Genomic DNA, 24645 nt, shown 5'->3' with positions numbered 1-24645 from the left:
AAGCTTTTTCCTATCTAAAATTATATTTAGTAACTATCGGCTTTCGCTTTTGAGTAAGGTCATTAAAGTATTCATAAACACTTATACCTAAAAATGAACCCATAATATTTACTATGTTCTTATATCCCTTACCTTTTAAAGCACAAAGAGCATTGTAGCTTCTCTGGCTTGAGCGGCAATGTACATATACCGGTTTATCTTTCGGAATCTCATTCATTCTTTCACGTAATTGGCTCAAAGGAATATTTACGGCATTTAAAAGATGACCTGCTTCAAATTCCTTGGGCTCGCGGACGTCAACAATAAAAGCATTTGATTCGACAAGCTCTCTTACCATTGTAACAGGAACCTGCTTATACACTCCGTTTAAAATATTTAAGCCTACAAGAGCTGCATGGTTAACAATATCCTTTGCAGTCCCGAACATAGGGGAATAACAAAGCTCCAACTCTTTTAAGTCTTCCAAAGTTCCGCCCAACATAATAAATGAAGCTATAACATCTATACGCTTATCGACATTTCCTTTTCCTATTGCTTGAGCTCCTAAAATCTTGCCGGAAGGCTTGGCAAAAATCAGCTTAAAGAAAAGAGGATGTGCATCCGGCATAAGACCTACCTTATCTCCCGGAATAACATAGACAAAGTCATAATTAATTCCCTGTGCCTGACACTCTCTTTCATTGAGACCCGTACATGCGGCATTATAATCAAAACATTGGATAACTGAAGAGCCGATGACTCCCGTGTTTCGATGAGGAATGCCGTACATATCATCTGCTGCTGCTCTAGCCTGTCTTTGTGCAGGGCCTGCAAGAGTAAGTCTTGTCTTTTTGCGCGTTATAAAATGACTTACTTCAATAGCATCTCCTACAGCATAAATGTCATCTACACTGGTACGGTAATTATGATCTACTAAAATAGCTCCCGTATCTCCAAGTTTTATGCCTGCACCTTGAGCTAAAGCAACTTCAGGACGGACACCCAATGATAGAACAACAGCTCCGGCATCAATCTTTTTGCCGCTTTCAAGGATAATAAAACCGTCTCCTATTTCTTTTATACCGTCGCCCAAAACTAAGTTTACGCCCTTATCGTGCAACTCTTTATGAAGAATCTGGGCCATATCATAATCGAACGGAGCCATTACCTGCGGAAGTTTTTCTACGAGAGAAACATTTTTACCTGCAAGCTTAAAGTTTTCGGCAACCTCAATACCGATAAAACCTGCACCTATAACCGCAATATCTTTTACATCATTGGCTTTAACATAATCATCAAGTTTTTTGATATCTACAACATTCCTTACAGTAAAGACATGAGGCTTATCATATCCCGCTATAGAACGCGGAACCACAGGTGCTGCCCCCGGAGAAAGAACTAAAACATCATAAGTCTCTTCAAATTCCTTACCTGTATTTAAGTCTTTTACCTTAACGATTTTTTTTGATGAATCGACAGCCAATACCTCATGAGAGGTCTTTGCAATAATATTATATTGCTTTTTGAACTGTTCGGGACTCATCAAAACAAGATTCTCGCTTTCGGGAACAATCCTGCTCAAAAAAAAGGGTAAAGCACAGTTTGAAAAGGATACATTGGGACCTTTTTCAAACATAATGACTTCAGCATTTTCATCCAAGCGTCTAACTCTTGCAGCAACGGATGCCCCGCCTGCTACGCCTCCTACAATTACAACTTTCTTTGCCATAAACTACTCCTTAAAATAAAATTTATCATGCATTTATTCGTGCGGAGGTTTTAATACCCCGACGCTCTGCGTCGTAACAAAGGGTATTAAAACCGACTGCAACCACCTTATGAGAACAACATACCCCGATGCTCTGCGTCGGGGTTGTTGATTTTTGCAAATACTTTTTTATAATATAAGGCAACACAATCATTTGGATATATTTCTAAAATCTTATCAAAATATTTAGTTGCAGCTTCAATTCCTTCCGTTGATAATGAATTTAAAGCTTTCTTCATATATTCTTGTGTTTTATATTTTAAATTCTTAACAAAATCATCATCACCATCATATACTTCATATAAAAAAACATTTTTATCTAACGTATTTTTAATCTTCTGTATAGGTCTAATATAATGTCCAGAAATATTTTTCAGTGATTCATATATTTTATCGGATATCATAATACATGAACAATACCTTTTTGTTGATTCTTGTAAAACTTCCGCAATATGATAAGAATTAGAAATAATAATACTATCCATACGCATTGAATTGCCTATAGTACCTAAAAGAATATCACCCATATCAATACCTATACCTATTCTTAAGGGGGAAGAATTAGGAGCTGCAATACTATTCTGGGCAAGAGCCTTTTGTATAGCTACTGCACAAGAAAGAGCCGAATCGGCCCCGTCAGGAAATAAAGCAAAAAAACCGTCACCCAAATACTTGGTTATCACTCCGTTATACTCCCTTACAACCGGAGCAACCAATGCAAAATACTCATTTAATAATTCAAAAACCTGATTCGGTTCCAACTTTTCTGAAGTACGAGTAAATGAGCGTATATCTATAGAAAGAATAGGCATTGTAAGCTCTACATTATCTCCTAACTTAACATCTATTATTGATCTTTTATTTAAGAACTCTACAATTTGATCAGGCACAAAACGAATAAGAGACTTATTTATAAGTTTCATTTCAACACTCAAATCTTCTATTCTTTTTATTGAATCGACATAATCATCCAACACTTTTATGGACAAAATAATAACGGCAAAAACCGTTCCTATTTGAATAAAAAATTCTCCCGGTATAATACCTAGGGCAACCATTAAATCGTAAACACCGAATAAAAATAATACGGAGGTTGCTGTAAATATCCAAACGGCAAATTCTTTCTTCTTCTTCAAACCGATAATTGCAATAAAAATAATATGGGCTACACAAAATCCTGCGAAGACTTGATAGTAAATTAACAAAGATACCGACATTTCAGGCGGAAGCACAATAGTAGATATTGCATATAAAATAGATACCGATAATATAATTATGTAAGGAATTTTATACTTAAATTTTAAAGCTTTGCTTAAAAAAACGGTAAACAAAATAATCGGCAGAGGAAAGGAAACATACCTCATAATAAAATTAAATAACCATGGGGTACTAGGAAACAAAATAATAAAAATATGGGGATAAAAGAAAATTCCCCGCAAAGCCAATACCATGGCTGTCAAGGCAAACCAAATAACAAAGGATGCCTGTTTATGAAAAAAAGAAAGAATAAAGAAAAACAGAGCAACCGAAAAAGTTATCGCAAATATAATACCGTAAAAAATCAGATCGGCTCTAAACATTTCTCCGATTTGAGAAGCTTCACCTAAAATAATCGGTCCGGAAATATAGCCCTTATTATTAAAAAAATTAGAAACATTAATAATTATATTGGACGTTCCGTCTTTTAAGGGTCTAAAAGCTATTTGAGAAGACCGAGCTCCGGGAGTTTCAGTTTCACGATTTATACCCGGCTGACCCTGACTGTCAACATCAATTCCATTTATCACTATACCGCAGCTTGCAAAAATATGCGGAACTTGAATTGCATAAATTACAGCAGGATCTAAACCTGAAAGTTCTAATCCATAAGAACCATACCCATAAGCATTGCCAAGTTCCTTACTGGAAAATTTACCTGGAACCTTAGAATACGATTCTGTAGAACCGCTTTTCAAAGAGTAAAATTGATTAGGGGTATAATGGAAATCTCCGCTTAAAGAAAAAAGAATTTTTTCTGATAAAGGCTGAGACGGAATATTAACCTTACCTTTTTTTACCTCCAAATCTATAATTTTTTGTTCATAAGCAGAGGTAAACAAATTAGTTAAATACGGAAGCGCAAATAAAACCAAAAAAGGTATAGACCCCAAAAACAATCTTTTTTTTCCTATCGGCATACTCTTTTTACCTCATATATTTTAAGCGGCTCATCCTTTCCTCTAAATCTTACCAAACCGTTATATTTAAATACAACTTCATCGGTTAATAAATCAGATGCATTTTTTTTCACGGCCTCACTTATAAAAATATCGGCTTCTTTTTTTAAAGCATAAAAATGGAGACGGGAGGCAACATTGACAGCATCGGATATAACAGTACTGTCCATTCTTTGCTCTTCTCCTATAGTACCAAGCATAAGCCTTCCATAATGGATTCCTACAGCAAGATTTATTTTAGGAAGCCGGTTTATTTGTCTATCCATATTTTCAACATGAATAATATCCTTAATTTCAAGCATACATTTTATGACTTCATCTGCCGATCCGTAAAAAAGAACCATTAAACCTTCAGGTAAATATTTATCAACAAATCCTTTATGAGATTGAATAATGGGATTAATTCTTGATAAAGTATCATTATAAACATGAAGTAAACTCAACCTCTCTTTTTCCGTTTGCAATCCCGTATAAACGCTTAAATGAATAAAAGCTATATACATATCTTTTAAAATATTATCACCAAGCTTAATATCTACATGTTTTTTGCTTAAAAAGTTCATAAATTCATTAGGAACGAATTTTGCCAGAGCCTTATTTGTAGCCTCTATCTGCTCCGTAATTCTTATAACCTTATTGGCACTATCTCTAAAAGTACGCAAAATAACAATGGCCATAGGAATCAATAAAACTAAAACGCCTACATGTGACACAAAAAAGCCTTGAATAACTCTATTTGAAATTAAAATATCTCTTATACTTAAGATTAAGAAAATGGAAAAACCTGTCAAAAAAAGGATAGCTGACGCATCTTTTCGTAAAGCGGCTTTAACAACAATTATTATATTATACACGGCAAACAATAAAACATAGATTTGAGCAGGCTGCAGCAGAGCTGCTGAAACTCTCATAGGAGCAAAAATATTTATCATAATATATAATATTGCGGGAACGAACATTATAATCCAATATTTGCTTTTCATTTTACTAAACAAGTTATGTATAAATAATGAAGCAAAAACAAGACCAAGAGAAAGAGTCATATAACCTATTCTAAAAAGAATCTCCCCGTTAATACTAGGTATTATTGTAGTAAGTAAAAATTCGTCGTAACAGCATATCCTTAAACAAAAATTTGCCGACAATAAACCAAAATAAAGAGAATGTTTTTCTTTAGGATAAAAAATAAACAAAGCGGTAAAAAAAGAAGCTGCCAGCAAAAGAATACCGGCCAATATGGTTAAAGTTAAAATACTCGCATTTTTTTTATCTAAAAGAGTAGAAAAAAAACCGAACTCTATAGGTTTTAAAAATCCTGCCTTATTATCGTTAAAATTGGAAACATGGAATACTAATATTACTTCTTCCTTTCCTAAAGTAGGAAGAGGAATAAAGGGTGCATCCCAATTAAAGGTTTCAGATTTGGGGGAATAACCAACAACACCGCTTCTATGAATTTCCTTGCCGTCAAGATATGCAATAAAGGCTGAAGAAACAGTTCCTGTTTTTATTGCATATACACCGCTTGAAGAAAGATTTTTTATTTTCAAAGCATAAGTGCCGTAACCATAGACGGAAAGATTATCTGCATACTTATGCCAAGACTTGTTTATATCCTCAAAACGGCTGTATTCAGAAAAATCTTCTGAAGGATTTACAAATTTATTTGGAATAAAAATCCAATCTCCTTCAAGAACCTGTATATCCCCTACAGTAATATTTTCTGCATCAAAAACACCCTTTACAACAGGTTTTGATGCAGGACCGGTAGATTTCGTACATGAAATTAAAAATAAGATACAAATAAAAATCAGAAGAAACTTTTTCACACACTTACTCCACAAGTTTTATAGATGATACTCTAATACCGGAGATTGTCAATAGGGGGATTATTTATAAAAAGCTTCTTCGATACGGCTTATTAAATCTTTTGAGACTGCGAATTCCATTTCGGTATTATTATCAAGCTCTACCTTTAATACAGTCTTTTCCTTATGAAGCCCATGCAAGACATCTTTAACTTTTTCTTTTTTTATAGTTGTAGAAACGCGTAAATATCCTAAAGAAAGATTTCTATCAAGAGTATTAAGGTCAAAAAGTTCTACAATTTCTTTAGAGTCTAAAATAAAATAGGCCTTTAAAATAAAAGCATCGGCTTTATTATATAAGGTAAAATTAAAAAAGGCATCCGAAACATATTCTCTTTGCCTCATTTGATAGGTAAAATCAGCCATTATATGGCTTGAAGTATCCTTTTCGTTTTGTAATACCATTTTCCCCGGCCGGATATAATACTTTATTGTACCGGAGTCCATATAAGCAGTGATAACCTTATCCTTTCCCGATGAAGCGGTTACACATGAAGAAAATAAGAATAAAAAAGGTATTAAAATAAAAAGATATTTTTTCATACAATCAATCTAAAAAAAGGCCTCACTATCAAAATAATGAGGCCGTTAAAGCTATAATAGCTTATTCTCCCGTAACAACAGTCGTTACTACAAAATAGGGAATAATAGGGCTTGCAGGCCAGTTTACTCTAACATCAACCGTTCCTACCTTTGTGATACCGCCATTTTTAGCAGCCTGAGCAACACCGCCCTCACCTTTTAATGGAAGCATAAAAACAAAGGCTTGAGAAGCCTCACCTGTTTTTTTCCCTACAGAGCCTGTCGCACCTGCAACGGGCATTACTGTTGAACATGATGCAATTAAAATAGCAGCAAGTACAACAAACAAAACTAAAGCAATTTTTTTCATTTGTCACTCCTTATATTGTTATCTTTAAATAAGGCTATCATTTTTTTATATTTATGTCAATCTAACACCTGTATTTTTTAGAAAATTTTTAGAGAAAAATTATAAAAAACTTGACGGCTAAATACATGTGTGCTACAATTTTAATCGGCAGTTAAAAAGTGTCTATTTTGCCGTTAAGATATTTCTTAATTAAGCAGGTGATGCACAAAACTGCAAAGTTTTTAAACTTTTATAGTTTTCTTAAAAAATGGAGGTTCATTTATGAAAAAGAGAACTTTGGTATTCGGTGTTTTTTTGATAGCATTGTTTGCTTTTATTGCAGGATGCAGCAAAGAAACTGAGGAAAAAGGATCTGCAAAAACAGAAACTAAAGGTCCGGCATATCACATTGGAATTATGACCGGAACAGTATCGCAATCTGAAGATGACTTGCGCGGAGCTGAAGAGCTTATCCGCCTTTACGGTTCTGTAAAAGACGGAGGAATGATTCAGCATATTACCTATCCTGATGATTTTATGTCTCAGCAGGAAACAACAATCTCTCAGATTGTAGCTCTTGCGGATGATCCTAAAATGAAGGCTATCGTTACAAATCAGTCAATTCCGGGAACAGCAGAAGCTTTTAAACGCGTAAAAGAAAAGAGACCCGATATTCTTTGTTTTGCTGGTGAAGCTCATGAGGATCCGCTTGTAATTGATGCCGCCGCCGATATGGTTGCATCTCAGGATTTTATTTCTCGAGGATATACAATCGCTTGGGCTGCAAAACAAATAGGAGCAAAGCATTTTGTTCATATTTCTTTCCCCAGACACATGTCATATCAGACCTTAGGCTTACGCCGACAGCTTCTTGAAATTGCTTGTAAAGAGGATTTGGGTATGGAATTCCATTTTGAAACAGCTCCTGATCCCACAAGCGATGTCGGAACAGCCGGTGCTCAGCAATTCATTTTGGAAAAAGTTCCTCAGTGGATTGAAAAATACGGAAAAGAAACCTGTTTCTTCTGTACAAATGATGCTCATACGGAACCTTTGTTAAAGCAGCTTTTTGCTTACGGCGGTATGTTTATTGAAGCAGACTTGCCCTCACCATTGATGGGATATCCCGGAGCTTTAGGTATCGACTTATCTGCAGAGCAGGGCGACTTCCAGAAAATATTAAAGAAAGTCGAAGATACTGTTATTGCAAAGGGCGGAAAAGGAAGATTCGGTACTTGGGCATATTCTTTAGGCTTTACCGTTTCTGCAGGTTTGGGCGAATATGCCCGCCGTGTTATTGACGGAGAAGCAAAACTACATAATATGAAGGATTTGTCGGAAGCCTTTAATAAGTTTACTCCGGGAGCAAAATGGAAGAGTACTGCATATGTTGATGCAAGCACAGGCGTTCGCTCAAAGAATCATGCCTTGATGTTTATGGATACATACGTTTTCGGTCAGGGTTATCTGCCGTCTACAGCTCAGGAAATTCCGGATAAATATTATACCACTAAATTCTCCAACTAAATTGGGGCGAATTATTGGTTAATTTATTTTTAAAGGATTATTTAATTTTCCTTAACTCGTAATTTTATAGGGGCGGATTAGCTTCGCCCCTTACTTTTTGATTTAGGACAGAACTGTTATGAATGACAATAAAGATTTTTTGACATTGGAAAATATCACAAAAGATTTTTCCGGTACACAGGTTCTGCAAGGTGTGAATTTTTCGTTAAAAAGAGGAGAAATAATCGGTTTGGTAGGAGAAAACGGGGCCGGTAAAACAACTCTGATGAGCATCTTGTTCGGAATGCCTGTTATTAATGATACAGGAGGATATGGCGGACGTATTTTGATTGAGGGAAAAGAAGTCAAATTTAAGTCTCCTTTTGATGCTTTGGATGCAGGAATCGGAATGGTTCACCAAGAATTTTCACTGATTCCCGGATTTTCTGCAACGGAAAATATAATGTTGAACAGGGAGTTACAAACCCCTTCTATCCTTTCGGACTTATTTACCCCCCGATTAAGTTTATTAAAAAGAAAAGAAATGAATGAAAGAGCTCAAGCCGTTTTAAACGAGCTTGGCGTTTCAATAGATGCACATACATTGATTTCGGAAATGCCTGTAGGCCATAAGCAATTTACCGAGATTGCACGGGAAATAGACAGAGATAATGTAAAACTTTTGGTTTTAGATGAGCCGACTGCCGTTTTAACCGAATCCGAGGCGGATATTCTTTTAGCGGCAGTAAAAAAACTTGCAGATAAGGGAATAGCCGTAATTTTTATTTCGCATAGATTGCAGGAAGTTATAGATATATGCGATAGAGTCGTAATCCTACGAGATGGAAAAACGATTCAAGATAAAAAAACAAGCGAGATAACAATTCCTGAAATTGCGGCAGGTATGGTAGGCCGCGAAATTTCCAATACGGAAAAAAAAGATAAGGACAAGAATATTGGGCCTGTAGTACTTGATGTAAAAAATCTTTGGGTTGATATGCCCGGTGAGATTGTCCGAAATGTAAACTTTTCCGTTCACGAAGGCGAAATCTTCGGTATAGGCGGCCTTGCAGGTCAAGGAAAGGTCGGTATTCCCAACGGAATTATGGGTATCTTCCCGGCCGGAGGAACCGTAACCTTTAAAGGAAAAGAGCTCACGTTAAATAATACTAAGCAGGCCTTACTGGACGGATTAGCATTTGTTTCTGAAGACAGACGAGGTGTAGGTCTTCTTCTTGATGAAAGCCTTGAGTGGAATATCGCTTTTACGGCTATTCAATCTAAAAGAGCATATCTAAAAAGTTATTTGGGCGGACTTCTTAAAATAAGAGATGAAAAAGCGATGAAGTCTCTGGCAGACAAATATATAGATATGCTTCAAATACGATGTACGGGAAGTCATCAAAAGGCAAAGGAGCTTTCGGGCGGAAATCAGCAAAAGATTTGTTTGGCTAAGGCTTTTTGCCTTGAGCCTGAGATTCTTTTTGTTGCAGAACCTACGCGAGGTATTGACGTAGGTGCAAAGGCTCTTGTTTTGGATGCCTTGAGAAAGATAAATAAGGAACTCGGTACTACAATTATTATGATTTCAAGTGAGCTGGAAGAGCTTCGTTCCGTATGCGACAGGGTTGCAATCGTTTTCCACGGAGAGATTTCAGGAATTTTGCCGCCGGAAGAAAAACCGGCAGAATTTGCTTTATATATGGCGGGGGTAAAATAGTATGGAAAAGTTTAAAAAAATACTTGCGGATTTCGGTATACCTAGAATAATTATTCTATTATTTCTTCTCAGCCTTTTTATAATTGCCCCCTTTGTTAAGGTAAGCATAGGAGCTTCTCTTTCTGACGTTGCAAACCGTTTCGGTATGAATGCCTTGATGGTTTTGGCCATGGTTCCAATGATTCAAACAGGATGCGGTTTAAACTTCGGTCTTTCATTAGGAGTTTTGGGAGGGCTGCTAGGTTCTACTTTAGCAATGCAATTCGGGCTTGTTGGTATTGCAGGCTTTTTTACTGCTGTGTTTCTAACAATTATTTTTTCAGGAATAATAGGCTTAGGTTATAGTCAAATATTGAATAAGGTTAAAGGGGAAGAAATGACAATAGCCATGTATATCGGCTTTGCATCGGTTACCTTTATGGCTATTTTGTGGATAGTGCTTCCTTATTCAAATCCGAGTATGGTTTGGGCTTATTCGGGACAGGGCTTGCGTACAACAATAACTCTTGATGGGTATTGGGTAAATATTTTAAATGATTTTTTACCCATTAAAATCGGCTCTTTTAAATTCCCTACAGGTGTAATATTGTTCTGTGCAGTATGTATGTTCTTAATGAAGCTTTTTATGAAAACGAGAACAGGTACGGCATTGACGGCTGTCGGTTCAAACCCCGATTTTGCAAGGGCAAGCGGCGTAAGTATAAACAGGGCAAGAACTATAAGTATAGTCCTTTCGACGATATGCGGAGGAATAGGAATCTTATTGTATCAGCAAAGTTTCGGTTTTATTCAGCTTTATAAGGCCCCGCTTTTTATGGCCTTTCCTGCAGTAGCCGCTATTCTTATAGGCGGAGCTTCGGTCAATAAGGCTTCAATTTTAAATGTCGTTATAGGTACTGTTCTGTTTCAGGGAATTTTGTCGATGACCCCTTCAGTTATAAACAGTATTTTGCAGACCGATATGTCCGAGGTTATCCGAATTGTGCTTTCAAACGGTATGATTTTATATGCTCTGACAAGAAAAACACAAAAGACGAGGTAATTGATTATGAATAAAATAACGGAAAAATTAAATAGAAAATTAAAGAAATTTTCGGTACTCGATTTTTTGGCTGATAATCTTGTTTCACTTATTTTCTTATTGATTTCTTTTGTGGCTATTCCCGTATCGGGACTTTCGGCCCATCATATTATCGGTGAGATTTTAACCCGAATAGGAAGGAATTCCTTTTTGGTGTTCTCCCTTATCTTGCCGATTATGGCCGGTATGGGTATAAACTTCGGTATGGTTTTAGGTGCTATGGCCGGGCAGATAGGCTTAATCTTTGCAATGGACTGGGGTATCGGCGGTATTTACGGTTTGGTATTTGCAGCCTTGATAGGAATGCCTATTTCTGTACTGCTCGGCTGGGTTGCCGGCTCAATATTAAACAAAGCAAGAGGCCGGGAAATGGTAACAAGTTATATCTTGGGCTTTTTCTTTAACGGTGTATATCAGTTCTTTGTTTTGTATCTCATGGGTTCGGTTATACCGATGCACAATAGAGCTATAAAACTTTCGCGCGGTTTCGGCGTGCGGAATACTCTTGAACTTGCCCCTGTACGACAGGTATTGGACACGACTTTCTCATTCAATATAGCAGGGCTACGTATACCAGTCTTATCCTATCTTATTATTATTGCTCTTTGTTTATTTATCGTATGGTTTAGAAAAACAAAGCTTGGACAGGATATGAGGGCAATCGGACAAAATCAATCGGTTTCAAATTCGGCCGGTATCGCCGTTGAACACACAAGGATTATTTCGATTATAATTTCGACTGTATTGGCCTGTATAGGACAGATTATTTTCTTACAGAATATGGGAAATATGAGCACTTACAATGCCCACGACCAGACGGGCTTTTTTGCCGCCGCCGCTATCTTGGTTGGAGGCGCTTCGGTCAGCAGGGTAAGTATAAAGAATGTTTTTATAGGCGTTGTTCTCCTCCACTTCTTGTACATTGTTACCCCAATGGCGGGTCAACAGCTTCTTGGTTCTGCAATGATTGGAGAATACTTTAGAGATTTTGCCGGTTATGCGGCAATAGCTCTTTCATTGGTGCTCTATGCTGCAAGAAATCAGAGAAATGCGGAGAAGAAACGTTCCGAATTGCGTTTGCAAGCTGAAGGAGAAAAAAAATGAGAATACAATCGAAAAAAACGGTTTTAGCAATAAGAATTATTTTGCCTATTCTTTATGTTTTGCTGCTTATCCTTATGTTTACTATGGGTAGAACTCACGCAGTTTTATTTGAAAACAAAAAAGCCGATGACGGCAGCTTTAAGGCCTTTGATTCAATTGAGGTCAGCTTTGACGGGCAAGAACCTTTGGAGCTTTTTAAGGGTGATAGGGATCAAATACTTTTAAGGGGGCAAAAGCACAAGGTTGTTATAAGATTTACTGACGGAAGAGATGACTTTGTCGGAGAATTTAGAATACCTCTTTTTCAAGATACCGTCTTATTGTCCCTTCCTGCCTTGGTAGAAAATTTACCTTCGGCAGTAAGTCCTTTCGATCTATATACCGAGCCTACAAAAGAATAGGACTTTAAATATTTTAGATCAAATCAACCGCCTTGTAAAACAATTAAGTTTTTCGAGGCGGTTTTTGTTATATATGAGTTATTGATAATTTTCTACTTCCTTTTTTGATGACAAACTAAAAAATATATGATAAAATACTCATTAAAATAGGGGCGAAATTCTACCCATACCGGAGGGATTTATTATATGAATAAAATCTTTAAACAAATAGAAAAAATAGGCATTGTACCTGTCATCGTTTTAGACAATGAAAAAGATGCTCTTCCTTTGGGAAACGCCCTATCTGCTGCCGGTCTTCTCTGTGCCGAAATCACATTTAGAACGGAAGCCGCTGAAAAAGCTATTCAAGTTTTTCCAAAAAACTTTCCGGATTTTCTTGTAGGAGCAGGCACAGTTCTCTCTCCGGAACAAGCCGACAAAGCTATCGCTGCAGGAGCAAAATTTATTGTCAGCCCCGGACTCAATCCTAAGGTTGTAGAGCACTGCATCAACTCAGGCTATCCGATAATTCCGGGAGTTTCCACCGCAGGAGAAATCGAACAGGCTATGAGCTTAGGCCTTGAAGTAGTAAAATTCTTTCCGGCTGAGGCTGCAGGGGGCTTAAAATTTATAAAAGCCCTTTCCGCCCCTTATCCGAATATAAAATTTATGCCGACCGGAGGAATAAACGCTCAAAATATTGCGGAATATGCAGCCTTTTCAAAGGTCATTGCCTGCGGCGGAAGCTGGATGGTTTCAAAAGAGCTTATATCTTCAAAAGACTTTAAAAAAATAGAAGAAGAGTCTTCCATTGTATTACAAATAGTAAAAGAAGCCCGTAATCCTAAAAAAAAGCCAAGTGCTTTAACTGCATTTTCATACCCAAAAACTTCAACAGAAACAAAGGCCACAACATCAAATGGAAGCTCTTTAAACGCCAGCATTGAAACAAATCAAGCACCCAAAGTTATAACAATGGGCGAAATAATGCTCCGCCTCTCCCCCACAGGCTTTAACCGCTTTGTTCAAGCCGATGCCCTGGAATTGGTTTTCGGCGGAGCAGAGGCAAATGTCGCAGTTTCTTTAGCTAACTTCGGAATGCAGTCCTCATACATAACAAAACTGCCGGCCCATGAGATAGGCCAAGCAGCTGTAAATTCTTTGAGGCGATACGGGGTAGATGTTTCAGACATAGTCCGTGGAGGGAAGCGTGTAGGTATCTATTTTTTAGAAAAGGGGGCTTCTCAGCGTGCCTCCAAGGTAATATATGACAGAGCTAACTCAGCCATAGCCGAAGCCTCTCCCGAAGACTTTAACTGGAAAGAAATTTTTAAAAGAGCCTCATGGTTTCATTTTACAGGGATCACTCCCGCTTTAAGTAAAAATGCTGCCGAAATTTGTCTTGAGGCCTGCAAGACGGCAAGATCAATGGGTATTACCGTTTCATGCGACCTTAACTACCGCAAAAAACTATGGACTCCTGATGAAGCAAAAGAAACTATGAGCAGTATCTGCGAGTTTGTCGATATCTGTATTTCAAACGAAGAGGACGCAGAGCAAGTCTTCGGCATAACCTCAAAAAACACGGTTGTAAGTTCGGGCAAACTGAATGAAAAGGGCTACAAAGAGGTTGCTGCAAAGTTATGCAAAAAATTCGGTTTTCAAAAAGTAGGAATAACCCTGAGAGAATCCACATCAGCCAGTGAAAACAACTGGTCGGCCATGCTTTATACAAAAGGCAAAGCATATTTTAGTAAAAAATATACAATGCAGGTTGTTGACCGCCTAGGAGGCGGCGACAGTTTTGCCGCAGCCTTAATCTGTGCCGAATTAAAAGGCTTTAAACCTCAAAAACAAATCGACTTTGCTTCAGCCGCCTCTTGCTTAAAACACTCCATAAACGGCGACTTTAACCAAGTTTCTTTTGATGAAGTTTTAACTCTTGCAGAAGGAGATGCTTCCGGAAGGGTGCAAAGATAGGAGATTTTATATCTGTCAATATCTTAATTTATCAGCCATACCGGGCACTTTATTTTTTAAACATTTCGGCATAGCGGCCGTTTTTGTTTATAAGCTCTTTAAAAACTCGGAAGGTGTATAAACCGGTATTTTTGAAGAGAAAAAATCTTTTTTATTCCGTGTAATTATACAGTCAATAAATTCTTCTAAGGCACATTGATATTGCAATCCGTCTTCAAAATCAGTAAATTCCGTATTTTTCAAGGCCTCCAAAACGGAATTCTTATCGGCTCTTCCAATTTCAATAATTTCAAATAAATTATAAAAAATATCTCTCAAGGTTTCCGGTGAAACATATTTTTTTAATAAATAAAACAGAGTAGAAACCGTATGAACTGCCACTATGCCTATTATTTCTCCATCTCTACATTTACTTATTATTTTTTCAGCCTCATTAAAAAACACGGGCCGTTTTGATAGAAAATCGACTATTATGTTCGTATCAAGTAATACTTTCATATTTTTTTAAAGCTGCTTCCATATATTCTTTTTTATAATCAATATCGGAAGGTATGCATCCTGTATAGTTTAATAAATTTTCATATGCAACAATTTTTTCTTTGCGGTCATTTTTTTCAGAGCAGCCTTTATTATTTTTTTTTGATTTTAAGAGCAAGTATTCAATATAATTTTGAACCTCACTCTGAAATTCTTTTGGAAGTAAATTATATCGTTTCAATAACAAATCACTCATAAATGCCTCCACTAATAATATACTTTATGCCCTCATATCTGTCAATATATTAATTTATCAGCTATACCGGGCACTTTGTTTTTTAAACATTTCGGCATAGCGTCCGTTTTTATTTATAAGCTCGGTGTGAGTGCCGGTTTCAGCGATTGAGCCGTCTTCAACGACGATTATTCTATCGACACTGCGGCAAAGGGCTAACCTGTGTGTAACGACTATCGCCGTTTTTCCTTTCATAAGTTCAATCATAGCTTCAAGAACCTTATGCTCGGAATCGGGATCAAGAGCCGAGGTAGGTTCGTCCAAAAGAATTATTTCCCTATCCGCCCAAGCACAACGCATTAGGGCAAGTCTCTGCCATTGGCCTCCCGATAAATCAAGCCCTCCTTCAAACTGCCTTGTAAGCAGGGTTTTAGGCTCCAACATTGAATTTGCTATCGGAAAACACTTACAAAGCTCTTCAAATTTAAAGGCATCTATCTTAAATCCTTTTTTTTCAGTTTTAAAAGAATCCGGCTCATCATTAAACTGCTCGGCAATTTCGGAAATTGCTGCATTTTCTTCAAACGTCATAGGAAAACGGGCAAAGTCTTGGTAAACGGCCGCAAAAGATCTTCTTAAATTATTAACCGCAATCTCTTTTGAATTTTTTCCATTAAAAAAATAGCCACCTTCAAAATCGGGATACATTCCGCTTATGATTTTAATCAAAGTAGATTTACCGGAACCGTTTGCGCCGACAAGAGCTATTTTTTCTCCTTTTTTAATTTCAAGGTTTATATCTTTAAGAGCCTTTTCTTCACATTTAGGATAAGAAAATGAAAGAGATTTTAAAACTATAGCATTTTGTACTGTCTGAGGAACCTTGATTTCCTCATCATAGGGCTGGCTCTTTTCGATTATAGTTTCATCGTAGTTTATAACATCAAAATAAGGCTTTAACCTGTTAAAATCGCTTTTAAGATCGACACCGAATAAAAGCACAGTAAAGGCATTTTGCCGCAGCTGAATAACCGCCGTAACCGCAAAAACGAAGGCTCCCGTTGTTAAGGCATTTCGGCTTACAAGCATATATAAGTATGCAATCACAGCACAATCCACAAGCCCCTCAAAAATATGGGCTAAAAGGGTCATTCCCATGCTTTTATTTCTAAGCCGGGAAGTTTCCTTTAAAAGATTATATCTATTTTTCTTCCATCTTTTTAGAATAAATGAAGCGGCATTCCACAGACGTATTTCTTTTGCAAAGGCAGAATCCAAAAGAATGTGCTCATGAACAGCGGCCTCCTTGTAGGACTCTCCGTTTTGAATTTCCAGGGCCCATAGCCTTTCTTCAAGATTCCATTTTATAATTAAACTCGGTAAAAAACCCGTTATCAGAGCAAGGGGCACCCACCAAGCTGTCGTAATTCCAATCCATAAAAAAGGCAAAGAACCCAGCACACCCGAAAAAAGCATAGCAAGAGAATTAAAAAAACTGTTAAATTTGGGAATGAGTTGATCGGCCAATCTTAACTTATTTAAAAAATCCGGATTTTCAAAGATGTCTATGTACGCATATTTTGAAACCTTTTCCAAAAGTCTCTCTTTCATTTCCAAAAAGATTTTCCCTTCCATATAGGTAGAATAGGTCCAGCGGATAGCTTCAAAACTGTCGTTTGTAACTAAAAATGCCCCTATAAAAATTATGTATAGAATGACATTTTGAACTTGGGAAAGGTTTGAAAGAGCGTCAATTGTTTTTGAAAGAGCCCAAAAGCTCACAAAGGGAGCCAAGGCTGACACAAGAGCTAAAAAGAACAAGACCGAAAGCTGTTTAAAAGGCAATATCGAAAAAAAACTATTTTTAAAATTTAAAGTCTTTTCTCTCATTCTTTTTTAGTAATAGCTTTAACTGCCGAAAGATAGCCGGGAGCAATTCTAATTTCCATATCATCTTTAAGAGTTTCTGTGTATTCGCTTGAGCCCCTTAACATCCCCTTCCATTCAACAAATTCGTATCCGGATTTTAACTGTATACATTTTTTAGCTGCAATCCACTTTGTACCGGGCTTTACCCTAAAAGTTTGCTCCTTTACGATTATACCCTCATCTCCTTCTACAGCAACAGAAACCGGATGCACAAAAAGAGAACATCCTATAGTTGTCATAATCATAATAACAATAAACACAATAAGTTTTATTTTTAATTTATGTTTCATAAAGACCTCTTTATTCTAACCTTATATTTTTTATTGTTATCAAACAATTATCCACATTATAAATAAAGAAATTGTATTGTCAATAGTATCAATGGTTGGAAATCTCTTAAAATTATTGTACAATATGGATAAATTTTCTTAAAAATTTTAAAATGAATAAATTCTCATGGATAGAAAAACAAGTATTAACTTAGAAAAAGGAGCTCGGAGATGAATAAAGAAATAAAAAATGATAATGGTGAAATTCTAATTTATAATACGGAAGATGGTTTAACAAAAATAGACGTTCATTTTGTTGATGAAACGGTTTGGTTATCACAAGCACAACTTTGCAAGTTATATCAAACTAGCAAATCAAATATTAGTGAACATATAAAACACATTTTTGAGGAAGGCGAATTAAGTGAAGAATCAGTTGTTCGGAATTTCCGAACAACTTCCTCAGACGGCAAAAATTACAATATCTTACACTATAATTTAGATATGATAATTTCGCTTGGCTATAGGATTAAATCAAAAATTGCTACGAATTTTAGAAGATGGGCTACAGAACGTTTAAAAGAATACATCATAAAAGGTTTTGCGATAGACGATGACAGGCTCAAAAACCTTGGAGGCGGCAATTACTTTAAAGAGCTTTTAGACAGAATCAGGGATATCCGTTCAAGCGAAAAGGTTTTTTACAGGCAAGTTTTGGATTTATTTGCCACCAGCATCGACTATAACGCGAATACCGAAGAAGCCAAATTATTTTTTGCAACCGTACAAAACAAGATGCATTATGCGATACACAATCACACAGCCGCCGAATTGATTTACGACCGAGTAGACAGTGAAAAAGAGTTTATGGGACTTACCATATTTAAAGGCGAACTTCCAACATTAAAAGAAGCGAAAACGGCAAAAAACTATCTTACGGAAAAAGAACTAAAGGGCTTAAACAATTTAGTGTCAGGTTATCTGGATTTTGCAGAAAGACAAGCACAAAAAGAAATTCCTATGACAATGAAGGATTGGGTAGAACATGTGGACAAAATACTTGCAGCTGCAGGTGAAAATCTTTTAACCGGCAGCGGAACGGTATCTAGGCCACAGATGGAAAACAAGGTTGAAACCGAGTATAAAAAATACTCTATGAAAACTTTTAGCCAAGTAGAAAAAGACTATCTAAATGAATTAAAACGCCTCGAAACCCTTGCCAAAAAAGTAACACAAAAAAAATAAATAAGATAGATGAAATGTTGAAAACTGGATCGCATTATACCGCCTACATCACGCCGTCACGGAGCAAGAGAAAAGAAAAAAAATCTGTTTTGGATAAAATAAGAAATATTGTCGAAATCTTCGTCGGTATTTAAATAAATTTCCTTAAATAGACTTCCGTAAAATAAAGAAATTGTATTGTCAAGCATGAAAATACATTAAAAATCGTCATTAAAGTAAATTATAACTTGCTATTTTGCTAAATTTATGTTAAAATAAATCCATTAGGAGAGAAAATGGATATAAAAGACTTTAAATCCGGCAGCTTAAAACTTGGTACACAGTAAAGTCTTACAAAAACCGCTTTTATATCTTTCCGATTTTTTGGAAAAAAATAAAACCCTTTATTATGATAACCTCACCTTTGTGCGGACAAAAAATGATATGTCTCAATGGATAAAGTACTTTTTAGAGGGAGTAAGTCAAACTGCCGAAAATTCGGCACAAACCTTAAAGAAAATAATTGAGCTAAAAACCGATTTGGAAAAAAACAAGCTGCTTTCTCTTGGTAAACGTACCAAAACGGCAAATGAATTTTTATATTTCCTTTTTCATAGTCCCGTTATTACAAGTACTGCCCTCCAAAAAGAAATGAAAATTACAGCCAAAACAGCCAATAGCTTAATAGATGCCTTTATCGGACTGAATATACTAAAAGAACGTACAGGATATTCACGAAATAGAATATTTGTTTTTGATAAATACGTCGAGCTTTTTATGTAGTATAATTTTTTTCCATTAATTTTCTATAAATCTCCTCATTTTCCTTTCCAAAGCAGACGATAAAAACCTTCATACAATCCTTATGTTCTTTTAAAAATAAGGAAATCTCATTTAAGGCTATTTTTGCAGCTTCTTCTTTAGGATAACCATAAACTCCGGTACTTATACAAGGAAAAGCTATGGATTTACAGCCGTATGCAAAAGCTAAATTCAAACAAGACCTATAAGAATTCGCTAAAAGTTCCGCTTCTCCGTTTTTTCCGTTCTCATAAACAGGGCCGGGAGTGTGTATCACATATTTTGAAGGAAGTTTATAGGCTCCCGTTATCTTAGCTTCCCCTATTTTACAGCCCTTTAAGGTTCTACATTCTTCCAATAATTCCGGGCCTGCAGCGGCATGAATAGCTCCATCAACACCGCTTCCGCCTAAAAGAGTAGTATTTGCAGCGTTTACGATAGCATCTACTTTTAATTTTGTAATATCGGCATTTATTATTTCTATTAAAGTACTTGTATTTTCCATAATTATAGATTATAACATAAAAATCAAAATAAAACACCATATTTTGACTGTATAACCTCTGTATTTTTTTTAGAATATATGTTAATATATAACCGAGTTTTGTGGATAACTTTTTTATTGCTGTATAATCAGTAATAAGATGTTTATAATTTTACGAACTTATAAATATTCTAATTCAATATTCAATATAGAATTAAGTAACTTATCAACAAATTCACAGGGCTTACTACTATAACTACTAATTATTATAAAAGATATAATAAACTAAGGAGAAAAAAATGAAAATAAGTTTTGACAGAGACACTCTTTTAAAAGAAATATCCATCGCTCAGGAAATTATCGCTACAAAAACGGCTTTAACGATTCTTTCAAACGTATTGTTATCGGTTAAAGACGGAAGCCTTACGATAAAGGCCACAGATATAAAGGTCAGCTTTGAAACAAAAATACCAGTAAACATAATCGAAGAAGGCTCAACAACTGTTTTTTGCGATAAATTCGCAGGTATTCTTTCATCTCTGCCATCAGGAGAAGTAGAAATAGAACAAAAAGACCAAAAACTCACGATAAAATCGGTAGTAAAAAAAGCAAAATTCCAACTTAAAACAATACCTGAAAATGACTTCCCTGCCTTTACGGAACCTACAAATGTAAACTTCTTTAATATTCCCACAAAAGAATTTAAAGAAATGATTCATCAAACTATTTTTTCGGTTTCGGATGATGAAACACGCTACTTTATGAACGGTGTTTATATCGAAAATAAAGAAGATACCTTATATTTTGTTGCAACCGACGGAAGGCGTCTTGCTCATATCAAGAAAAATTTCGGAATACCTATTCCCGAATTTAAAGGAGTAATTGTTCCTCCTAAAATTTTAAACATCATCAACAAAAGAGCATCTGATGAAGGAAATATAGAAGTAGGAATCGGTGAAAAAAACATATTCTTTAATTTTAATTCTTATAAATTCTCCTCAGTTCTAATCGACGGTCAATTCCCCAATTATGAAAGAGTAATTCCTGAAAATCAAAACCTTTCCTTTGAAGTTTCAAGAACGGAATTTATAGAAGCTTTAAAACGCGTTTCTCTTTTGGTAGAATTAAAAACAAGAAGAATATTTTTAAACATTCTTCCCGGTTCTCTTATTATTTCTTCTCAAGAAAATGAAATAGGAAGTGCACGCGAAGAAATTCCTTGTAAATATGACGGTCAAGAAGTTATGCTGGCCTTAAACTATGTTTATATAGAAGATCCTTTAAAGACCATCACTTCAGACAGAATAAAGGTAGAATTTACCGAAGCTATGAAAGCTATAACATTAAAACCTGAACCTGAAGAAGACTTTTTCCATATAATAATGCCTATGCAGACGGAGTAAGGTTATAAGTGCCCTTTCTTTCCGCTTCTTTCTATAATTTTAGAAATCTGGAAAATGCTACAGTAAATATTTCTTCCCCTGAAGTTTTTTTAGTAGGAAAAAACGGACAGGGGAAGACTAATTTTTTAGAAGCCCTCTATGTTTCTTCTTATGGAACTTCATTTAGAACACGTTCTTTAGCTCAGATATGTACAAAAGATGAAAAAGAATTTAGTATAAGGGCTCTTTACAAAGAAACCGATCAAATAAGCCATACTATTTCCATAATAATTCAAGATAAAAAAAAAGACATTCAAAAGAATTTTAAAAAAATTAAAAACTCTAAGGAATTGATAAGCACTATTCCCTGTATTTTGTTTCATGGGGACGATATAGAATTTGCCGTCGGAACTCCTTCAAGGAAGAGATTTTTTATAGATCAATCGGTTTCATTGTGCAATTCCGACTTTATAGAAGCCTTAGTAAAATATTCAAAGGCCTTAAAATCAAGAAATGTAATTTTAGAACAAAAAAAAGCTTCTCTTTTAGATTCTATAGATGAAATTTTTGCTTCCCTTGCTCTTTTAATCACTAGTGATAGAAAAAACATTGTAGAAGAGTATGCAAAGCATTTTTCTTTAATCTATGAAGAAATAAGCGGCGTTTCCGGTGTAGAAATGGTTTACCGCCCTTCGGTTAAGGTAGAAAGTGAAGAAGATTTGCTAATCTTGCTTGCAGAAAAACGCCAAAACGATCTGATTGATAGAACAAGTTCTATAGGTCCCCACCGCGACCGCATTCATTTTATAAAAGATAAAAAACCCTTTACCGAAAGAGCCTCAAACGGCCAAAGGCGGCTTATCTCCCTTGTTTTAAGAATGATTCAAGCCAAAATCTATTCCGAAAAAACCGGCCGAAAACCCATTTTTTTGATGGACGATATTCTTTTAGAACTCGACCCCGAAAAACGCCAAAAATTCATGGAACTCCTCCCCCCCTACGAACAACTTTTCTGTACCTTCCTCCCCGGCGAACCCTACAAAAACTACCAAAAAGAGAACACCAAAATATTTTTTGTTGAAGATGGGAAGTTTAGTGTGGAGAGGGAGTAAAATTCTTTTGATAAAATTTAATAAAGATAGTCCTAATCTGACAGCTTTTATTTATCAGATTTGTATTATGGTAGAAAGATGTTATTTTTGTTTTACAGCAGTTTAGGTTGTAAATTATTGGTTTTTATGGTATAGTGAGGAAGGGTCGAAGGAATGTTAACCTTACAAAATAAATACTAATCATAGGTGGTGTAAAATGAAGGTAGTAGTACTTGCTGGAGGATTAAGTCCTGAAAGAGATGTATCTTTATCATCAGGAGCATTAATTGCAAATGCATTAATCGAAAATGGGCATAGTGTTTTTCTTTTAGATTTACTAATAGGAACTGATAAAAAATTTGAAGAATTATCATTTTTAACAAAAGATTCAATAGATCGATATGAGTATATTATACCACCAGAAGAGCCAAATCTTATTGAATTGCATCAAAAGTATCCTGATCAAATCGGAAAAGGTGTACTGAGCATTTGTAAACAAGCAGATGTTGTGTTTATTGCATTACATGGTTCAATAGGTGAAAATGGTCAGCTACAATCAATTTTTGAAATGCAATCAATTAAACACACAGGATCAAGTTACTTTGGCTGTATGTTGGCGATGGATAAAGATATATCAAAAAAAATTGCAACTATTGAGGGTATTTCTACAGCAAAATGGAAAACTTATTCATTATCAGAAGTTAATTTTGATACAATAAAGAGAGAAACAAAAATACCTTGTGTTGTTAAACCACTTAGTTGTGGTTCTAGTATTGGGATATCAATAGTTAAAACCGAAGAAGAATTATTGAATGCATTAAGAGTTGCGAAAAAATATGAAGATAGTATTTTGATTGAAGATATGATCAAAGGGAGAGAAGTGTCATGTGGTATAGTTGGAGATAAGGCATTACCGGTAATTGAAATAATTCCAAAGTCAGGATTTTATGATTATAAAAATAAGTATCAAAAAGGATTATCCAACGAAATATGTCCTGCTGAAATAGATAGAAGCATTGAGAAAACAATACAGGCATTTTCATATAAAATGCATAAAGCTTTAAGACTAGGTTATTATTCACGATCAGATTTTATTATTCGAGATAATGAAGAAATTGTTTATTTGGAGACTAATACATTGCCTGGAATGACTCCAACGAGTTTATTGCCTCAAGAAGCAAGAGTATCTGGAATTACATATAATGAATTATGTAATCAAATTGTACATAATGCAATAAAAATTGAAGGCTAACACTCGCTTCAACCTGACATTGCGGACAAGCCGCAAATGCAGGTTAAGCGGTAGTTAGGTTGACAAGCTAACCGCTTGCGGAAAGATTTGTGCGGAACCGACCTATAACATTTATGATTGAGTAATATTTTGTCATAGTTGGTTATTTGATGAATTAATAATTGACTATGACATTATTTAAATATTATTTGGATTTAAAATCAAATCTAACAATAGCTTAAAATTTTTTATTATGAAATTTACTATAACGCTCTATGTTAATAGCGTATTTTTCTAAACGACATCTTCATTTAAAATATTTAAATAATTCTACTTGACAAAAGTAAACATTAATGCTAACATTTACATGTGAAGTGGGAAATAAAATTTTATAAAACAAAGGATGGAAAATGTCCTGTAAAAGAATTTATAGATACTCAGCCTGGAAAGATTGCTCAAAAAATAACATGGGTTTTAAGATTAATTGAAACACAAGAAAAGGTGCCTAGAACTTATTTTAAGAATTTGAGTGGTACAAAAATATATGAATGCAGAATAGAATTTGGAGGAAATATATATAGAATTTTAGGCCAGTTTTATCAAGGTTATTTTCTTTTATTGACAAATGGATTTCAGAAAAAAACACAAAAAACACCTAAAAATGAAATAGAATTGTGTAATAAAAGAATGGCAGATCAGATTGAAAGAGGGGTAAAGTATGAGTGATTTAGAAGAATATATTGCAGAAAGGAAAAAAAGAGATGTCGAATTTGCTGAAGATTTTGAAATAGGATATGAGCGGTTTAAAATAGGTGCTATTATCAAAGAGATGAGACTTGAACAGGGAATGACACAGGAACAGTTGGCAGAAAAATTGGAAACAAAAAAAAGTGTTATTTCTAGGATGGAGAATCATGCTGAAGATGTTCGACTCTCAACATTAGAGAAAATAGCAAATGTATTTGGACGACAATTAAAAGTTTCAATGCTATAGAGAAAGAACCTGACATTGCGGACAAGCCGCAAATGCAGGTTAAGCGGTAGTTAGG

Annotated in this window: 22 protein-coding genes and 1 pseudogene; 13 read left to right on the top strand and 10 right to left on the bottom strand. The window is 35.4% G+C overall.

Translation table 11 applies throughout. The features are described from left to right. Positions 1-10: 10 nt before the first annotated feature. The 5 genes from E4N78_RS00785 to E4N78_RS00765 form a co-directional block, all read right to left on the bottom strand. Complete coding sequence (locus E4N78_RS00785; protein ID WP_255811216.1) at positions 11-1708, bottom strand: FAD-dependent oxidoreductase; 1698 nt, start codon at positions 1706-1708, stop codon at positions 11-13. A 107-nt stretch (positions 1709-1815) separates the two neighbouring features. Further along, positions 1816-3924, bottom strand: coding sequence for an adenylate/guanylate cyclase domain-containing protein (locus E4N78_RS00780; RefSeq protein WP_255811215.1), 2109 nt, complete (start codon positions 3922-3924; stop codon positions 1816-1818). Then, positions 3915-5792 carry an adenylate/guanylate cyclase domain-containing protein gene (locus E4N78_RS00775; RefSeq protein WP_255811214.1) on the bottom strand — a complete coding sequence of 626 codons (1878 nt, stop codon included), beginning with the start codon at positions 5790-5792 and terminating at the stop codon, positions 3915-3917. The genes E4N78_RS00780 and E4N78_RS00775 overlap by 10 nt, the downstream gene beginning before the upstream one ends. 60 nt (positions 5793-5852) lie before the next feature. Next, positions 5853-6374: a hypothetical protein gene (locus E4N78_RS00770; RefSeq protein ID WP_255811213.1), complete on the bottom strand. Its 522-nt coding sequence runs from the start codon at positions 6372-6374 to the stop codon at positions 5853-5855. 61 nt (positions 6375-6435) lie between these two features. Then, positions 6436-6723: a TRL-like family protein gene (locus tag E4N78_RS00765; RefSeq protein WP_255811212.1), complete on the bottom strand. Its 288-nt coding sequence runs from the start codon at positions 6721-6723 to the stop codon at positions 6436-6438. Positions 6724-6984: 261 nt separating this feature from the next. Here E4N78_RS00765 and E4N78_RS00760 point away from each other — a divergent pair, with 261 nt between their 5' ends. The 6 genes from E4N78_RS00760 (at position 6985) to E4N78_RS13720 (ending at position 14473) form a co-directional block, all read left to right on the top strand. After that, positions 6985-8229 carry a DUF3798 domain-containing protein gene (locus E4N78_RS00760; RefSeq protein WP_010693715.1) on the top strand — a complete coding sequence of 415 codons (1245 nt, stop codon included), beginning with the start codon at positions 6985-6987 and terminating at the stop codon, positions 8227-8229. 118 nt (positions 8230-8347) lie between these two features. Further along, positions 8348-9928, top strand: a complete 1581-nt coding sequence (locus E4N78_RS00755) for a sugar ABC transporter ATP-binding protein (RefSeq protein ID WP_255811211.1) — start codon at positions 8348-8350, stop codon at positions 9926-9928. A 1-nt stretch (position 9929) separates the two neighbouring features. Then, a complete protein-coding gene (locus E4N78_RS00750; RefSeq protein WP_002673231.1) occupies positions 9930-10970 on the top strand; it encodes an ABC transporter permease subunit in 1041 nt (346 codons plus the stop codon). A gap of 6 nt (positions 10971-10976) precedes the next feature. Then, on the top strand, positions 10977-12113 hold the full coding sequence (locus E4N78_RS00745; protein WP_255811210.1) for an ABC transporter permease subunit: 1137 nt from the start codon (positions 10977-10979) through the stop codon (positions 12111-12113). Then, positions 12110-12514 (top strand): DUF6672 family protein, encoded by a 405-nt coding sequence (locus E4N78_RS00740; protein WP_255811209.1) that lies wholly within the window; start codon positions 12110-12112, stop codon positions 12512-12514. The genes E4N78_RS00745 and E4N78_RS00740 overlap by 4 nt, the downstream gene beginning before the upstream one ends. Before the next feature lie 186 nt (positions 12515-12700). Further along, on the top strand, positions 12701-14473 hold the full coding sequence (locus E4N78_RS13720; protein ID WP_304665934.1) for a KHG/KDPG aldolase/sugar kinase fusion protein: 1773 nt from the start codon (positions 12701-12703) through the stop codon (positions 14471-14473). An 87-nt stretch (positions 14474-14560) separates the two neighbouring features. On the opposite strand, the gene E4N78_RS00725 is transcribed toward E4N78_RS13720, so the two are convergent. Genes E4N78_RS00725 through E4N78_RS00710 form a run of 4 tightly spaced genes read right to left on the bottom strand, consistent with a single transcriptional unit; the run spans position 14561 to position 17404 of the window. Beyond that, positions 14561-14971 (bottom strand): type II toxin-antitoxin system VapC family toxin, encoded by a 411-nt coding sequence (locus E4N78_RS00725; RefSeq protein ID WP_255811208.1) that lies wholly within the window; start codon positions 14969-14971, stop codon positions 14561-14563. Beyond that, positions 14955-15206: a hypothetical protein gene (locus E4N78_RS00720; protein WP_255811207.1), complete on the bottom strand. Its 252-nt coding sequence runs from the start codon at positions 15204-15206 to the stop codon at positions 14955-14957. Before E4N78_RS00720 ends, E4N78_RS00725 begins: the two co-directional genes overlap by 17 nt. Before the next feature lie 57 nt (positions 15207-15263). Further along, entirely contained in the window at positions 15264-17075 is a 1812-nt protein-coding gene (locus E4N78_RS00715; protein ID WP_255811206.1) for an ABC transporter ATP-binding protein, read from the bottom strand. Then, complete coding sequence (locus E4N78_RS00710) at positions 17072-17404, bottom strand: hypothetical protein (RefSeq protein WP_255811205.1); 333 nt, start codon at positions 17402-17404, stop codon at positions 17072-17074. The genes E4N78_RS00715 and E4N78_RS00710 overlap by 4 nt, the downstream gene beginning before the upstream one ends. Before the next feature lie 210 nt (positions 17405-17614). Between E4N78_RS00710 and E4N78_RS00705 the strand changes: the two genes are divergently transcribed. Then, on the top strand, positions 17615-18628 hold the full coding sequence (locus E4N78_RS00705) for a virulence RhuM family protein (protein ID WP_255811204.1): 1014 nt from the start codon (positions 17615-17617) through the stop codon (positions 18626-18628). 312 nt (positions 18629-18940) lie between these two features. Then, a pseudogene (locus E4N78_RS00700) lies at positions 18941-19390 on the top strand (Fic family protein); the annotation flags it as partial. Here E4N78_RS00700 and E4N78_RS00695 read toward each other — a convergent pair. Beyond that, on the bottom strand, positions 19383-19913 hold the full coding sequence (locus E4N78_RS00695; protein ID WP_255811202.1) for an O-acetyl-ADP-ribose deacetylase: 531 nt from the start codon (positions 19911-19913) through the stop codon (positions 19383-19385). The pseudogene E4N78_RS00700 and the gene E4N78_RS00695 overlap by 8 nt on opposite strands. A 278-nt stretch (positions 19914-20191) precedes the next feature. Between E4N78_RS00695 and dnaN the strand changes: the two genes are divergently transcribed. The 5 genes from dnaN (at position 20192) to E4N78_RS00670 (ending at position 24590) form a co-directional block, all read left to right on the top strand. Next, positions 20192-21295 (top strand): DNA polymerase III subunit beta, encoded by a 1104-nt coding sequence (gene dnaN / locus E4N78_RS00690; RefSeq protein ID WP_002673039.1) that lies wholly within the window; start codon positions 20192-20194, stop codon positions 21293-21295. A gap of 8 nt (positions 21296-21303) precedes the next feature. Next, a complete protein-coding gene (gene recF, locus E4N78_RS00685) occupies positions 21304-22386 on the top strand; it encodes a DNA replication/repair protein RecF (protein ID WP_255811201.1) in 1083 nt (360 codons plus the stop codon). Between the two features lie 196 nt (positions 22387-22582). Further along, entirely contained in the window at positions 22583-23617 is a 1035-nt protein-coding gene (locus E4N78_RS00680) for a D-alanine--D-alanine ligase family protein (protein WP_255811200.1), read from the top strand. 348 nt (positions 23618-23965) lie between these two features. Next, positions 23966-24322 (top strand): type II toxin-antitoxin system RelE/ParE family toxin, encoded by a 357-nt coding sequence (locus tag E4N78_RS00675; RefSeq protein WP_255811199.1) that lies wholly within the window; start codon positions 23966-23968, stop codon positions 24320-24322. Next, positions 24315-24590: a helix-turn-helix domain-containing protein gene (locus E4N78_RS00670; protein WP_002683262.1), complete on the top strand. Its 276-nt coding sequence runs from the start codon at positions 24315-24317 to the stop codon at positions 24588-24590. Before E4N78_RS00675 ends, E4N78_RS00670 begins: the two co-directional genes overlap by 8 nt. Positions 24591-24645 lie beyond the last annotated feature (55 nt).

The organism is Treponema denticola (assembly GCF_024400535.1).
GTDB classification, from domain to species: Bacteria; Spirochaetota; Spirochaetia; order Treponematales; family Treponemataceae; genus Treponema_B; species Treponema_B denticola_C.
Note: the sequence above shows the minus strand (reverse complement) of the source record. Positions and strands in the feature narration are given on the sequence as shown.